The sequence below is a fragment of the Amycolatopsis sp. TNS106 genome (assembly GCF_019330265.1).
Lineage (GTDB): Bacteria > Actinomycetota > Actinomycetes > Mycobacteriales > Pseudonocardiaceae > Amycolatopsis > Amycolatopsis lurida.
In genome coordinates, this window is record NZ_CP024972.1 from 5,791,399 (window position 1) to 5,805,448 (window position 14,050).

Genomic DNA, 14,050 nt, shown 5'->3' on the forward strand with positions numbered 1-14,050 from the left:
TGTTAATAAAACTTCTTTACCGAGGGTGCTCAGAATGCCTTCGCGGTCGATTCCGCTCAAGGGTTATTTTCCCACTGCACAAAGAAAACCGGTCAAAAGCGGGCAAGCCTGGCGACCCGCGCCATGAGCCGTCCCGCTCGGCGGTACAGCCCTTCCCGCTCACCGAGCACACTGTCGATCCACTCCTGGTCGACGTCGTGCCGCACCTCGATCCGCGGCCGCAGCCAGCCGTCGCGCGAAGCAGTGCCACCTTCGGTCGTATAGACCCTCGTCGCGCCGGAACGCCGGAGCCTGCTGAGCACCCGCCGGTCGTAGGCGCCGAACGGCGGCGCGTAGGCGCGCACGGGTTTCCCGCTCAAGTCCGCGAGCAGTTTCGGCGCGGTTTCCAGTTCACGCCGGGCGTTCCGGTCGTCGAGCCGCCGCCAGTCGCGGTGCTCCCAGCCGTGCGAACCGATCGACATGCCCGCCTCGACCAGCTCGCGAAGGCCGTCGGCGTCGAGGAAACCCCGCTGCCCGATCCGGCCCGCCAGCGGGAAGAACTCGGCCGTGAGATCGCGCTCCACCAGCCTGGGGAGCGCGATCTCGACGTCCGAGGAGTTGCCGTCGTCGAACGTGAGGCCGACGTCTTCGCGTCCGGCCACGGTGTCGAGCACCCGCTCGAACTGTTCGACCGTCACCCATGATTCGTTTTCACCGGGATCCAGCGCGCGCACGGGCCTGCCCACGCCGCCTATCGCCAGGATCACCATCCGCGCCTCATTCGGGACCGAGTGTGTTTCCCGATTAATCGAGTTGGCGAACGGAGTAGTTACATGATCCCGCAAGGTGTCCACGAACGGGTTACTTGCGAATCTCCAGGGTGCAGCACTTCGGGCCGCCGCCCGCCTTCCTGAGCTCGGAAATGTCCAGGAAGACGACCTCGTAGCCGCGTTCGGTCAGCCGTGCCGCCAATCCGGTCGCCTCGACCGGCAGAACGACGTTGCGGCCGTCGGACACCCCGTTCAGGCCGAAACACTCCGCGTCGGCCCGGTTCGCGATTACCGCGTCCGGGAACATCCGCTCCAGCACCTTTCGCGACCCGGCCGAGAAGGCCTCCGGGAAGTAGGCGATCTGGGCGGACGTGGTGTCGGTGGCCTCGGCGAGCACGAACAGCGCGGTGTCGAGGTGGTAGTAGCTCGGGTCGATCAGCCGCAGCGACACGACCGGGACACCGAGGACCTCCTGCGCTTCGGCATGCGCGGCCGGGTCCGTCCGGAAGCCGGTACCGGCGAGCAGGACCTTGCCGGTCCACGCGAAGTCGCCCTCGGCTTCGTTGATCTTCTCGGGCATGGTGATGTCGCGGTAGCCGTGCTCGACGAACCAGCGGCGGAAGTGCTCGGCCTCGGCGGTGCGCTGCGGCGCGCGGAACCGCGAGCCGAGGACACGGCCGTCGACGACGGTGCCGGAGTTCGCGGCGAACACCATGTCGGGCAGCCCTGGCTGGGCATCGATCTCCTCGACGGTGTGGCCGAGGCGCCGATAGGTGTCGCGGAGTTCGGTCCATTGCGCCATCGCGGTGTCGACGCTGACCGGGACCGACGGGTCCATCCACGGGTTGATGACGTAGTCCACCGCGAAGTACCGCGGCGGGCACATGAGGTAGCGGCGCGTCGTGGGTACACGGGGCTGCTGCTCCAGTTCCGGCATACCCGAAGGGTAAGGCTTACCTAATTCCGCAATCAATCGCTGTTCGCTGCGCATATACCTGCTAAACATTGCGTGTGAACACCATCGACCAGCGAATCGTTTCATGCCTGATGGCCAACGCGAGGTCCAGCTACGCCGACATCGGCAAGGTCGTCGGCCTGTCCGCGCCCGCGGTGAAACGGCGGGTCGACAGACTGCTCGAAACCGGGGTCCTGCGCGGGTTCACCGCGGTCGTCGACCCGGAGGCGCTGGGCTGGGGCACCGAGGCGTTCGTCGAGATGACCTGCAACGGCAACATCACCCCGGCGCGGATCCGCGCCCGGCTGGAGCCGTTGCCGGAGGTCGTCGCGGCGTACACGGTGTCGGGGGCGGCCGACGCGATCGTCCATCTGCGCGCGTCGGACATCCACCATCTGGAGACCGCGCTGGAGCGGCTGCGCGGCCTGGAGATCGTCGACCGCACGGTGTCCACCGTCGTCCTGTCCCGGCTGTTGGAGCGCCCACCGACGCCCGAAGCGTGACACCCTCGATCCCGTGACCGATCAGATCCGCTCCAGCCACGACGGCGGCGTCACCGTGCTCACCATCGACGCTCCCGCGACCCGCAACGCCCTGACGCTCGACCTCTCCGCGCAGCTGGCCGAGGCTGTTTCACGCGCCGAAGCCGACGAAAGTGTCCACGCTCTGGTCATCACCGGCGCACCGCCGGCGTTCTGCGCGGGCGCCGATCTGGACACGCTCGCCGGCGCCAGGGAAGACGGGCTCCGCGCGATCTACGACGGATTCCTCTCGGTGGCGCGGTGTTCACTTCCGACGATCGCCGCGGTCGGCGGCGCCGCCGTGGGGGCCGGACTGAACCTCGCACTCGCCGCGGACGTCCGCATCGTGGGACCGAAGGCCAAATTCGTGGCCAGATTTCTCGATCTGGGCATCCATCCCGGCGGCGGGATGACGTGGATGATCCAGCGGCTCGTCGGCCCGCAGAAGGCGGCGGCGATGACGCTCTTCGGTGAAGTCGTCGGCGCCGAAGCCGCTGTCGAATGCGGGCTCGCGCTCCGGCTCGTCGAAGGGGACCTGGTCGAGGCGGCCCGTGAACTGGCGAAACCCGCCGTCGGCGCCCCGCGCGACGTCCTTCTGGCGACCAAGCGCACGCTCCGGCACACCGCGGGACTGACCGACCATTCGGCCGCCGTCGACGCGGAGATCGAGCCGCAGATCGCGTCGCTCACCGGCCCCGCGTTCGCCGAACGACTCACCGAGTTGCGCGCGGCCATTACCGGCCGATGACCGTTCCTCGACCGGACTTCACTACGCTGGAAGGAGATACGGCTCACAATCGGGCCGCATCGCCGACCGTTACCATCGGTAACAGATAAACCGGATAATCCCCGCTCAGCGCCGAGCTCAGGACACTCGAGGAGTAGGTCCAGACCGTTTTTACGGCAACCTGGAAAGTGTCCCGAGGACTAACCTCGGGACATGGCACCTGTGACCTGGCCGACATCGCCGGGCGAGGCACGCCGAACTCCGGCATGGCCGGGGACGACGCACGTCGGGAGAGAGGGAATCCCTGACCTATGAGCACGAGTGCGAACGGCAACGGCTCCTTGTCGGCCGTCAGGCCCACCGAGGTCGCCAAGCTGGACCGGGTGGTCATCCGGTTCGCCGGTGACTCCGGTGACGGCATGCAGCTGACGGGCGACCGGTTCACCTCCGAAGCGGCCGCCTTCGGCAATGACCTGTCGACCATGCCGAACTTCCCCGCGGAGATCCGCGCGCCGCAGGGCACCATCCCCGGCGTCTCGAGCTTCCAGGTGCACTTCGCCGACTACGACATCCTGACCCCGGGCGACCGGCCGGACGTCCTGGTCGCCATGAACCCCGCCGCGCTGAAGGCGAACCTCGCCGACGTCCCGACCGGCGGGACGATCATCCTCAACACCGACGAGTTCACGAAGCGGAACCTGGTCAAGGTCGGTTACGAGAACGACCCGCTCGACGACGACACCCTTTCGGCCTATCAAGTCCACCGGGTGGCCATGTCGACGTTGACCAGAGGCGCGCTCGAAGCCACCGGACTGTCCAAAAAGGACGCCGAACGCGCGAAGAACATGTTCGCGCTCGGGCTGCTCTCGTGGATGTACCACCGGCCGACCGAGGGCACGGAACGCTTCCTGCGCGAGAAGTTCGCGAAGAAGGCCGACATCGCCGAGGCCAACATCCTGGCCTTCCACGCGGGCTGGAACTACGGCGAGACGACGGAGTCGTTCGCGACGACGTACGAGGTCGCGCCCGCGAAACTGAACCAGGGCACGTACCGCCAGATCACCGGCAACACCGCGCTGGCGTACGGGCTGGTCGCCGCCGGGCAGCAGTCCGGCCTGCAGATCCTGCTGGGCACGTACCCGATCACCCCGGCGTCGGACATCCTCCACGAGCTGTCCAAGCACAAGAACTACGGCATCCTCACCTTCCAGGCCGAGGACGAGATCGCCGGTATCGGCGCCGCGCTCGGCGCCTCCTACGGCGGCGCGCTGGGCGTCACCTCGACCTCCGGGCCCGGTGTCGCGCTGAAGTCCGAGGCCATCGGTCTCGCGGTGATGACCGAACTGCCGCTGGTCGTCATCGACGTCCAGCGCGGTGGCCCGTCGACCGGCCTGCCGACCAAGACCGAACAGGCCGACCTGCTGCAGGCGATGTTCGGCCGCAACGGCGAATCGCCGGTGCCGATCGTCGCGCCGCTGTCCCCCGCCGACTGCTTCGACGCGGCGATGGAGGCCACCCGGATCGCGCTGAAGTACCGCACCCCGGTGTTCCTGCTGTCGGACGGCGCGATCGCGAACGGCTCCGAGCCGTGGCTGATCCCGGACGTCGAGAACCTGCCGGATCTGCGCGTGGAATTCGCCACCGAGCCGAATGCGGAGGACGGTTCCGGGGAATTCTGGCCGTATGTGCGTGACCCCGAAACCCTCGCCCGCGCGTGGGCGGTGCCGGGCGCCGCCGGGCTGCAGCACCGCATCGGCGGGCTGGAGAAGGCCGACAAGACCGGCCACATCTCCTACGACCCCGACAACCACGACAAGATGGTCCGCCTGCGCCAGGCCAAGATCGACGGTATCGACGTCCCGGATCTCGTCGTCGACGACCCGAGCGGCGGCAAGGCACGGGTGCTGGCGCTCGGCTGGGGGTCGTCCTACGGGCCCATCGGCGCCGCGTGCCGCCGGGTCCGCAAGGACGGCATGCCGATTGCGCAGGCGCATCTGCGTCATCTCAACCCGTTCCCGGGCAACCTCGGCGACGTACTCCGTTCGTACGACACCGTTGTCGTCCCCGAAATGAACCTCGGACAGCTCTCGATGCTCCTGAGGGCCAAGTACCTCGTCGACGTGAAGTCGTACACGAAGGTCGCCGGGCTGCCCTTCAAGGCCGAAGAGCTGCAAGGCGTCTTCACGGAGATCATCACCAGTACGGAGGGGACGAAGTGACCGCGATCGATCTGGGGATCCCCACCCTCGGCGGCTTGGACCTTGTGCCGACCGAGACCGAACCGCAGAAGGCGAAGGACTACAAGTCGGACCAGGAGGTCCGCTGGTGTCCCGGCTGCGGTGACTACGTCGTGCTCAACGCCGTGCAGTCGTTCCTGCCGACGCTCGGCCTCAAGCGCGAGAACATCGTGTTCATCTCGGGAATCGGGTGCTCGTCACGGTTCCCGTACTACCTGAACACCTACGGCATGCACTCGATCCACGGCCGGGCGCCGTCGATCGCGACCGGGCTCGCGACCGCGCGGCCCGACCTCTCGGTGTGGGTCGTCACCGGTGACGGCGACGCGCTGTCCATCGGCGGCAACCACCTGATCCACGCGCTGCGCCGCAACGTGAACATCAAGATCCTGCTGTTCAACAACCGGATCTACGGCCTCACGAAGGGCCAGTACTCGCCGACGTCCGGGCCGGGCATGGTCACGAAGTCCACCCCGATGGGCTCGGTCGACACCCCATTCAACCCGCTTTCGCTGGCGATCGGCGCCGAGGCGTCGTTCGTGGGCCGCGCGCTCGACTCGGACCGCAAGGGCCTGACCGAGGTGCTGGAGGCCGCCGCGAAGCACCGCGGGTCGGCGCTGGTGGAGATCTACCAGAACTGCCCGATCTTCAACGACGGCGCCTTCGACGTCCTCAAGGACAAGGACGAGGCCGCGACCCGGCTCATCCCGCTGCAGGCTGGCGAGCCGATCAAGTTCGGGCCGCAGGGTGAATACGGGGTCACGCGCAGCGGCTGGGCCGGCCTGGAGGTCGGGAAGGTCGCGAACATCGGCGAGGAGAACCTCGTCGTGCACGACCCCGCGATCGAGGACACCTCGTACGCTTTCGCGCTTTCGCGGATCGGCGACCAGAACCTGAACCACGTGCCGACCGGCATCCTGCGGCAGGTCGAGCGGCCCACCTACGACGACCAGGCGCGCGCCCAGGTCGCGGAGGCCCAGGCCGCCCGCAAGCCCGATCTGCAGGGGCTGCTGCGCGGCAAGGACACCTGGACCGTCGTCAGCTAGCCGGTCCTCAAGCGCGTGAAGGCCCCCTTCCCTCGGCTGAGCCGAGGGAAGGGGGCCTTCACGCGCTTCATCAGGTGAGAGGTCGGAAGCCCACACGCTCAGCGTCGGCGGCGGAGCGGAACCAGACCTCCGCGACCATCTTCGGGAACTGCGGCGATTCCTCCGTGCAGTACCGCAAGGCGGTCACGCTGGCCTTGACCGCGAAGTCATCGGCGGGACGGCCACCGCCCGGCCGCGGCATCGCCGAGCCGGGGCCGAACGGACCGGGCGGGACGGACTCCGTCACCGGAGCGACCTGCCGCGCGGGCGGGGGCTCCGGGGCGGGCATCGCGTCGCCGGGCTGGACGGCGGGCTCGAACAGCGAACCGCTCTGCCCACCGGACAGTTCCGGCTCACGACGTTCGATCGCCCGCATCGACGGCTGGATCGGCTGCGGCGGCTCGAAACCACCGCGCACCGCGCCGCGCGGCGTGCGCTTGGGCAGCACCTGGGTGGCTTCGGCGGGCGTCTCGGGCTCCGAGTCGAGGAGACCGCCCTTCGCTTCTTCGTCGGAACCGAAGGCGTACGCGGGCGTCGGGTCGTGCAGCTCCTCTTCCCGCTCGAACCAGTTGGTCTCGACGGGGGCCTGCTCGGTCTCCACGCGCGACGCGGGGTTGAACAGCGAAACCGGCTCCGGCTGCGTCTCCGCGCCTTCGGGGTCCAGCTGCATCTCCAGGCGGGACCGGTACGGCCCCTCGCCCGGCAAGGACGGCTGCGGCTCGGGTTCCGGCTCCGGCTCCGGCTCCGGCTCGACCTCAAGCTGCGAGGCGGGCTGAAGGTAGTCGGTCGCCGCGGCGACGTACGGGTTCTCGGGTTGCGGCTCGGGTTCCGGCTCCGGCTCCGGCAGGGCCGCCGGGATGTACTGCGTCCGCTCGGCCGGGTGCTCCTGGTCAGGCTCGGGCTCCGGGTCCGGCTGGGGCGCGGTGCGGTACTCGGCCTCGTACTCTTCTTCGGGCTCGAAGACCTGCGTCGAAGAGTGCTCCGGCTCCTCGTGAACGTCCTCGTGGACGTCCTTGACGGGCTCCTCGGCAGGCTCGGTCCACTGCTGCGCGGGCTCCTGCTCGGTGAGCGTCTCGGGGTACGCGGGCTTCGGCTCCTCAACGGCCGCGAACTCCTCGTCCAGCTCGTCGTGCGACGGCTTCGCGAGATACGCGGTCCCGCCGGCGACGGCCGCCGCGCCCGCGCCGAGACTCACCCCGGCCGGCAGTCTCGACGTCTCGGCGTGCGCGGAGGCCAGCGAGCTTTCCAGCTCACGGATGCGCTTGCGCGCCGGGAGCACCAGCACCAGCCAGGTGAGCAGCGCGCCGACGACGAACGCCAGCAGACTCCACAGCCAAACCTGTCCGAAAATGGACATCTAACCTGCCCTTTGTCAATGCGTTCGCGCGACCAGGTAGTCGGCGACCGATTCGCAGGCGTCCCGGGCGGGCGACGCGGGCAGCGCCGCGAGCTCGGCACGCGCCCGACGAGCGTAGTCGGAAAGAGTTTCGCGTGCGCGTTCGAGTCCGGACGAGGCGCGCAGCAGGTCCAGGGCCTCGGCGACGAGTGCGTCGTCGGAGATCGGGCCCGACAACAGCTCGACCAGGCGCGGGTCGGTGGCCGGGTCGGCCAGCGCGTACAGCATCGGCAGGGTGCGGACGCCTTCGCGCAGGTCGGTTCCCTGCGCCTTGCCGAGCTCGTCCGAAGCGGACGCGATGTCGATGACGTCGTCGGAGATCTGGAACGCCGTCCCGATGATGTCGCCGAAGCGGCGGAGCGCGTCGATGTAGTCGTCAGGCGCGCCGGACATCATCCCGCCGAACCGGCCGGAGGTGGCGATCAGCGACCCGGTCTTCTGCGCGATGACCGTGAGGTAGTGCTCGACCGCGTCGTCGCCGTCGGCCGGGCCGACCGTCTCGCGCATCTGCCCGGTGACCAGCTCGCCGAAGGTCTCGGCGATGATCCGGGCCGCGTCGGTGCCGAGGTCGGCGACCAGCCGCGAGGCGTGCGCGAACAGGAAGTCGCCGGTCAGGATGGCGATGGTGTTGTCCCAGCGGGCGTTGACGCTCTCCGCGCCGCGGCGCATCGTCGCCTCGTCCATCACGTCGTCGTGGTACAGCGTCGCGAGGTGCACCAGCTCGACCGCCGCCGCGGCGGTGACCACCTGGTCGCCCTGCTTCGGCCCGAACTGCGAGGCCAGCAGCGTGAACAGCGGACGGAAACGCTTGCCACCCGCCTCGACGAGGTGCGACGCCGCGTCCTCGACGGCCTTGACGTCACTGCGGACGACCTCACGGAGCAGCGTCTCGACGTCGGCGAGACCGTTCGCGAGCGTGCGCAGGAGCTGCTCGTCGGCGATCTGGAGCCCCACGGACGCGCGCAGGTCCTCGATGGCACCACCTGGGGCAGGTGAAGACACAGACACGTCGGCTCCGCTCTCTTTGACACCGTTCGGGGTTGCTCCCAGCGTAGTGGCTACCCGCTGAGGCCTGTTGACGTGCTGTCCTGCGGAAACGGTGACGAAGATGACACCCCCGCCGAGTATCCCGCTCGCTTCGGCACGAACGGGTCAGCGGCGGCGGACCTTGATGTCGTCCATGCAGGTCGCCTTGCCCGCGACGTCGCGGTACGGGTAGCCCTTGGCGTCCAGCAGTTCCATGATCTTCAGCTCGGCTTCGTCGAGCACGTCGCGCTCCTCTTCGCCCCGCAGCGTGATGCGGAAGGTGAACGCGCCGAGGTGCGCGCTGTAAGTGAGCAAGCCGTCCTCGGTGAACCCCATCGCCTGGTGCTGATCGAGCTCGGCGAGGAGCCGGGCACGGGTGTCTGCGTCGGGGTGATCGAACTTGCCGTTGACAAGGACGCGGTAAGTCGGCATGACGTCGAATATACAGATCTGTATCCGGATACGGATTCGAATATCCAATGGGTGCCCATGATCCACGGTCGAGTGAAACGACCGTCACGCACGCAACGGGCGAATGCGACACGCAGATAGTGATGACAAAGGAAGAACGGCCAACCGGCTCGCTCTCCGTCACGTGAGGAGGACGTGGAATGCGCATCACCATCGCAAGCCGGGCAGGCCTGGTCGGCGCGCTGCTGCTGGCGGGCCTCGGCGCCGGGGTGTCCCCGGCCGCCGCGTCGAACCCCGCGGGCATGGCCTCACTCGGCTCAGCCGCCTTCACCAAGGGGACCTCGGCGCCGATCTCGATCGCCTCGCTCGCCGACTGCGCGGTCGAGGGACCGACGAGCAACTCGTCCGGGGTCGTGACCAGGACCGGGATCACGTTCGGTGGCGGCACTTCGACGTGCACGACCACCCTCGTCGACCCCGAGAACGACGTGACCACGACGAAGTCGGAGGCCAAGGGGCAGAACTTCGAGCTGTCGGCACTGGTCTCGTCGAGCGGGCCGCGGATCAAGATCAGGTCCTACTCGGTCAGCTGCACGGCCACGCAGACCAGCACGAACGCGAGCTGGACCTACGGCGGCGCGACCGGGCTCGGCACCCTGCCGTCGCCGGTGCCGGTCGGCTACGTCAAGCCGATCACCAAATCCAACGGCACCCTGCTCGCCGAAGCGATCTTCAACGAGCAGACACTGCCGGGCAACGGCAGCATCGCGCTGACGATGCTGCGGATCAAGTTCGCCCCGGCCTCGAACATCACCGGGGAAGTGGTCGTCGGGCGCACGGCCTGCTCCCCCACTCCGTAAGCCATCCCGCCGGGAAAGGGGCGTCCGGGACTCACCGGGCGCCCCTTTTCCATTCTGGCTTATATAAGCCTCGCCTGATATCTTGTCGGCAATCGAGCCGAGGAGGGCACCGATGGTCGACGTGACGAGCCAGATCAACTCCGTCCAGCGCAAACTGGACAAGCGCGTGGTCGAAGCGGGTGAGGCCGTGACGGCCACCGTCAGCCAGGTCTACGACACCGGCCTCGACGACCTCTGGGACGCCTGCACCAATCCCGAGCGCATCTCGCGCTGGTTCCTGCCGATCAGCGGCGAGCTGCGCGTCGGCGGCAAGTACCAGCTCGAAGGCAACGCGGGCGGAACGATCGAGCGCTGCGACCCGCCGAAGAGCTTCGCGGCCACCTGGGAGTACGGCGGCGACGTCAGCTGGATCGAACTCCGGCTGAGCCCTGAAGCCGACGGGCGCACCCGGTTCGAACTCGACCACACCGCCGTCCCCAATGAGCACTGGAACCAGTTCGGGCCCGGCGCCGTCGGCATCGGCTGGGACATGATGCTGAACGGGCTCGCCCTCCACTTCGAATCCGATGAGGCCGCCGACCCCGCGGCCGCCATGGCCTGGATGACCAGCGAAGAGGGCGTGCGGTTCATGACTTCGAGCAACGAGGCCTGGTACGAGGCCGACGTCGCCAACGGGACGGACGCGGCCACCGCCCGCACCCGCGCGGACGCCACCTTGGCCGCCTACACCGCGCCGCCGGAGAGCTGAAGGTCCTCGGCGAGTTCCGGGGCGCGAAGCAGCTTGATGAGCTCGTCGTCCGCTCGGAACACGGCGCGGGCTCCCGGCATCTCAGCCTGCCGGAGCATGGCGTGGAGGACGTCGGCGTGCGGCTGGTCGAGCAGGGTCCAGACCATCGCGCGCCGCTTCCGGTCGTCGCCCAGTTCGCGCGCGGCCCACCAGCCCATGACGAGCGCGCTCACCTGGTTGACCGCCGTTTCCCGCCCCCGCGCCAGTTGCGCGCGGTTCAGCCCGCACACCTTGATGGTCTGCTCGCCCTTCGCGGACAGCGCGCGGTAGGTCCCGATCGACAGCACCAGGAACAGGTGCTCCAGCGGGTCCTCGGCGGTCGGATCGATGAGCAGGCTGTTGCCGTCTTCGTCCACCGGGAAGAGGTCGCGTTTGTGGTGGCTGTTGCAGTACTCGCAGGCGAGCACGTGGTTGAGCCAGTCGAACGCGCGCCCCGGATTCCGCGCGATCGGCTCGAAATGGTCCACAGTGGACCCGAGGCCGTCGCCGCAGTACATGCAGTAGCCGCGGCCCGCGGCCATCACGTCCAGGCCCGCCCGCAGAGAACGCCGCACGGCACGCGAAACCCGCCAAAGCCGCCGGGCTTCTTTCGTGTCACCGGGAGGGATCCGCGCCGACAGCTCTTCGAGATCGGCCACCACCCGCCCCGGCAGCGCGATCCGGCGGATCCCGATCACCGATCGTCGGCCTCGAACCGCCTGGCCACCTCGTCGACCCGGCTCGGCGGCGAACTGCTCAGCATGCCCCGCAGACGTTCCCATTCCCGGACGCCGTTCGCGTCCGCGCGGCCGGAAGCCACCTGGAATTCGAGCTCGGCCAGATGCTCCCGCAATTCGACCGCCTGCGGCGAATACGGCGTGTCCAGGCCGAAAAGGTCGGACAGCACGGCGTCGTCGCCGGAGCCGAACACGACCCGCTCGTACAGCTCCTCGGAGACCACGCGCGGCGGGACGTCCTCGTCGGGCCCCGAAAGCCGGATGAGGCCGCCCGGGTCGGCGGCCTGGCAGACGTAGGGGCTGTGCGTCGTGACGATGAACTGGATCCGCGGGAAATGCGCCTTGAACCACGATCCCATGCGTTTCTGCCACGACACGTGGAGATGTGCGTCCACCTCGTCGATGATCACGACACCGGGACTCTCGTGGTCGAGGCCGGCGCCGTCGAGCTGTTTGAGCAGGTCGACCACGAGCGCGGTCACCGTGCGGTAGCCGTCGCTCATCTCGCGCAGCGGGAACCGGTCGCCCCGGTACTCGACCCAGAGCCCGTCCGAATCGACGTCCCGGATCCGGTATCCGCCCGGCAGGAGACCGTCACCGAGAATCTCCAGCGCCGCGTCCTTCAGCTCCCGGGCGCCCGCTTTTCCTTCCAGGGCGCGGAGATGCTGGTTGATCAGCCAGGTGACGCCCTCGGCGAGCGAGGCGTCTTCGTGGAACAGGCTGGCCATCCGCGCCAGCGATCCCGCGCCGCGCATCCACGACTCGGCCTCGCCGCTCCCGCCCGCGAGCCGCCGGAAGGGCCCATACGCCGCACAGAATGGCTGGCCAGGCGGAAGCCCGGAGATCGGCAGCAGACCGGAGTCGAGCCAGCGGACCTCGACCGGCGCCGGGCCTTCCTCGCGCATCACCGACAGCTCGATCGACCCGGACGTCTGATCGTTGGAGATCCAGCTGCCGGCGTCCGACAGCAGCCCCCAGGCGACGTCCGGCGCCGCCGCGACCGCGATGGCGCGCAACAGCGAGGTCTTGCCGGAACCGTTGCGCCCCGCGAGCACCACCCAGCCAGGGCCGGGCAACCGGAGGTCGACGGCGCGGGCGCCGCTGAAGCCGCGGATGTTCTCCAGCCGGACCCGCTCGATGTACATGGAGAAAGCTTACGACGGCGCGGACGTCACCTGGGCCCCCGAAAGTGGGTCGCCATCACGAGCTCCATCACGGCGTGCGCCTTGGCGACGTCCACGGCCGAGAGTGCCCTGGAGCGCGGCCATTCGTCGACGCCCCGCTCCTGCTGCGACGAAATCAGCAGCCGGACATGCCCGCGCGAGCCGAGATTCCCGAACGGCGAGACGTACATGAGGAATCCGCTGTCGTCCTTGGTGCGCAGGGTGGCTCCCGGGTTCCCGCTGAAGGTGTGCTGACGATGGTCCTTGAAGGTGCCGTTCGGATCCGCGTGCCACTCGCCGGGCGCGCCACCGTTCGCGGTGGCCCCGGCCTCGATCTGCACCCGATGGCGCGGCTCGACGAAATAGCAGGAACCCGGCGTCGCGATCGGCTCGAACTCCGGCCCGAAGGTCTTCTTGACCGCGTCACGGAACACCGCGCACTCGACGTTCGGGTCGGCGGCGCCGGCGGCCAGGATCATCTCGGCACCCGCGGGCACCTGGGCCTCGACCGCCGGATCGCAGGTCTCACCCTTGCTGGTCGAGACCCAGTTCGCGCAGGCGCCGACCCGGGCGCTGTCCTGAGCGTCCGGCGGGTAGACGAGATCGCGGGGCAGCTTCGCGGCCCCGGCGGTGGCGAAGTCGCGGAGGAGTCCGCAGTCCTTGCTCCGGCTCTGAAACCCCAGCTCGAACTTGACCGCGCGCTGGAAACTGACCGGCACGGTGATCGCGCAGCCGTCGACCGTGCCCTCGCGGCGGGATTCGATCTCGTACGCCTTCACGCCGCCGAGGTCGATGATGGCTCCGTCGTTGCGGAGGGCCGCGTGGGACGGGTCCACGTCCTGGACGTAGACGAGGTCCTTGTCTCCTCGGACGAGGGCGCACCGTTTCCTCCCGTGCTTCACCTCCGGACGCGTGGTCGCCAGCGCGGCATCGAGCGGCTGATGCAGCGCGTAAGTACCGCGGTCGATCAGGGCACAGAAGTCCGTCGCGGTGAGAGCGGCGTCGACGACTTGTCCGTCGCGATCGGCGGGGCGCGGTTGCTTCGGCTGCCATTTCGGAAACTGCGGTGGCGGCGGGGGCGTATCCACGGAATCCGTACAAGCCGCCACCAGGCCGAGGAGTACTGCGCCAAGAATCACTCTTCGAAACTTCATTACGCAGAGTGTGCGAATTCACCGGGTAGCTCACCAGGTGGAACCCGGTTTTCCAGGGCAGGTTCACACGATTGATTTTCACGGATAGTCACCATGATCACGGAGGCTATTCAGCGGGGAGCGGGACTTTATGCAGCCGGGTTCACCGCCCCGGGAACCCTGGTAATCTTCCCGGCGTCGGATTACGCAGGGTGCATCGGGGAGACGCGCCTTGTAGCCACGGGAGGGGCAGATGACGACGGTGACTTCGGGGCGGCTCAGGC

General features: G+C 68.5%; 14 protein-coding genes. 6 read left to right on the plus strand and 8 right to left on the minus strand.

Going from position 1 to position 14,050, the window contains the following annotated elements; genetic code table 11:
• Window positions 1–92: 92 nt before the first annotated feature.
• Together CVV72_RS26210 and ddaH are read right to left on the minus strand one after the other, a co-directional pair.
• On the minus strand, window positions 93–749 hold the full coding sequence (locus tag CVV72_RS26210) for a polysaccharide deacetylase family protein (RefSeq protein WP_219146205.1): 657 nt from the start codon (window positions 747–749) through the stop codon (window positions 93–95).
• A gap of 91 nt (window positions 750–840) precedes the next feature.
• Window positions 841–1,686 (minus strand): dimethylargininase, encoded by an 846-nt coding sequence (gene ddaH, locus CVV72_RS26215; RefSeq protein ID WP_219146206.1) that lies wholly within the window; start codon window positions 1,684–1,686, stop codon window positions 841–843.
• A gap of 74 nt (window positions 1,687–1,760) precedes the next feature.
• On the opposite strand from ddaH, the gene CVV72_RS26220 reads away from it, so the two are divergent.
• The 4 genes from CVV72_RS26220 (at window position 1,761) to CVV72_RS26235 (ending at window position 6,235) form a co-directional block, all read left to right on the plus strand.
• A complete protein-coding gene (locus CVV72_RS26220) occupies window positions 1,761–2,207 on the plus strand; it encodes an Lrp/AsnC family transcriptional regulator (RefSeq protein WP_005151923.1) in 447 nt (148 codons plus the stop codon).
• 13 nt (window positions 2,208–2,220) lie between these two features.
• Window positions 2,221–2,973 (plus strand): enoyl-CoA hydratase, encoded by a 753-nt coding sequence (locus CVV72_RS26225; RefSeq protein WP_219146207.1) that lies wholly within the window; start codon window positions 2,221–2,223, stop codon window positions 2,971–2,973.
• A gap of 290 nt (window positions 2,974–3,263) precedes the next feature.
• Complete coding sequence (locus CVV72_RS26230; RefSeq protein ID WP_219146208.1) at window positions 3,264–5,171, plus strand: 2-oxoacid:acceptor oxidoreductase subunit alpha; 1,908 nt, start codon at window positions 3,264–3,266, stop codon at window positions 5,169–5,171.
• Window positions 5,168–6,235 carry a 2-oxoacid:ferredoxin oxidoreductase subunit beta gene (locus CVV72_RS26235; RefSeq protein WP_219146209.1) on the plus strand — a complete coding sequence of 356 codons (1,068 nt, stop codon included), beginning with the start codon at window positions 5,168–5,170 and terminating at the stop codon, window positions 6,233–6,235. Before CVV72_RS26230 ends, CVV72_RS26235 begins: the two co-directional genes overlap by 4 nt.
• A gap of 70 nt (window positions 6,236–6,305) precedes the next feature.
• Here the strand turns inward: CVV72_RS26235 and CVV72_RS26240 are convergent, their stop codons facing one another.
• From CVV72_RS26240 to CVV72_RS26250, 3 genes are all read right to left on the minus strand, one after another.
• Window positions 6,306–7,631, minus strand: coding sequence for a hypothetical protein (locus CVV72_RS26240; protein WP_219146210.1), 1,326 nt, complete (start codon window positions 7,629–7,631; stop codon window positions 6,306–6,308).
• Between the two features lie 15 nt (window positions 7,632–7,646).
• The gene (locus CVV72_RS26245; RefSeq protein ID WP_219154129.1) at window positions 7,647–8,672 is read right to left on the minus strand and encodes a polyprenyl synthetase family protein; all 1,026 of its coding nucleotides are present in this window, start codon (window positions 8,670–8,672) and stop codon (window positions 7,647–7,649) included.
• A gap of 150 nt (window positions 8,673–8,822) precedes the next feature.
• Window positions 8,823–9,128, minus strand: a complete 306-nt coding sequence (locus tag CVV72_RS26250) for a DUF6204 family protein (protein WP_219146211.1) — start codon at window positions 9,126–9,128, stop codon at window positions 8,823–8,825.
• 179 nt (window positions 9,129–9,307) lie between these two features.
• Here CVV72_RS26250 and CVV72_RS26255 point away from each other — a divergent pair, with 179 nt between their 5' ends.
• Together CVV72_RS26255 and CVV72_RS26260 are read left to right on the plus strand one after the other, a co-directional pair.
• Window positions 9,308–9,967 carry a hypothetical protein gene (locus tag CVV72_RS26255; protein WP_219146212.1) on the plus strand — a complete coding sequence of 220 codons (660 nt, stop codon included), beginning with the start codon at window positions 9,308–9,310 and terminating at the stop codon, window positions 9,965–9,967.
• A 112-nt stretch (window positions 9,968–10,079) separates the two neighbouring features.
• A complete protein-coding gene (locus CVV72_RS26260; RefSeq protein WP_219146213.1) occupies window positions 10,080–10,715 on the plus strand; it encodes an SRPBCC family protein in 636 nt (211 codons plus the stop codon).
• Here the strand turns inward: CVV72_RS26260 and CVV72_RS26265 are convergent.
• The 3 genes from CVV72_RS26265 to CVV72_RS26275 are packed head-to-tail and all read right to left on the minus strand — an operon-like array spanning window position 10,691 to window position 13,721.
• Window positions 10,691–11,431, minus strand: a complete 741-nt coding sequence (locus CVV72_RS26265; RefSeq protein WP_219146214.1) for an HNH endonuclease — start codon at window positions 11,429–11,431, stop codon at window positions 10,691–10,693. The two genes, CVV72_RS26260 and CVV72_RS26265, sit on opposite strands and share 25 nt — an antisense overlap.
• Window positions 11,428–12,615, minus strand: coding sequence for an AAA family ATPase (locus CVV72_RS26270; RefSeq protein ID WP_034310707.1), 1,188 nt, complete (start codon window positions 12,613–12,615; stop codon window positions 11,428–11,430). The genes CVV72_RS26265 and CVV72_RS26270 overlap by 4 nt, the downstream gene beginning before the upstream one ends.
• Before the next feature lie 26 nt (window positions 12,616–12,641).
• Entirely contained in the window at window positions 12,642–13,721 is a 1,080-nt protein-coding gene (locus CVV72_RS26275) for a hypothetical protein (protein WP_255632267.1), read from the minus strand.
• Between the last annotated feature and the right edge of the window lie 329 nt (window positions 13,722–14,050).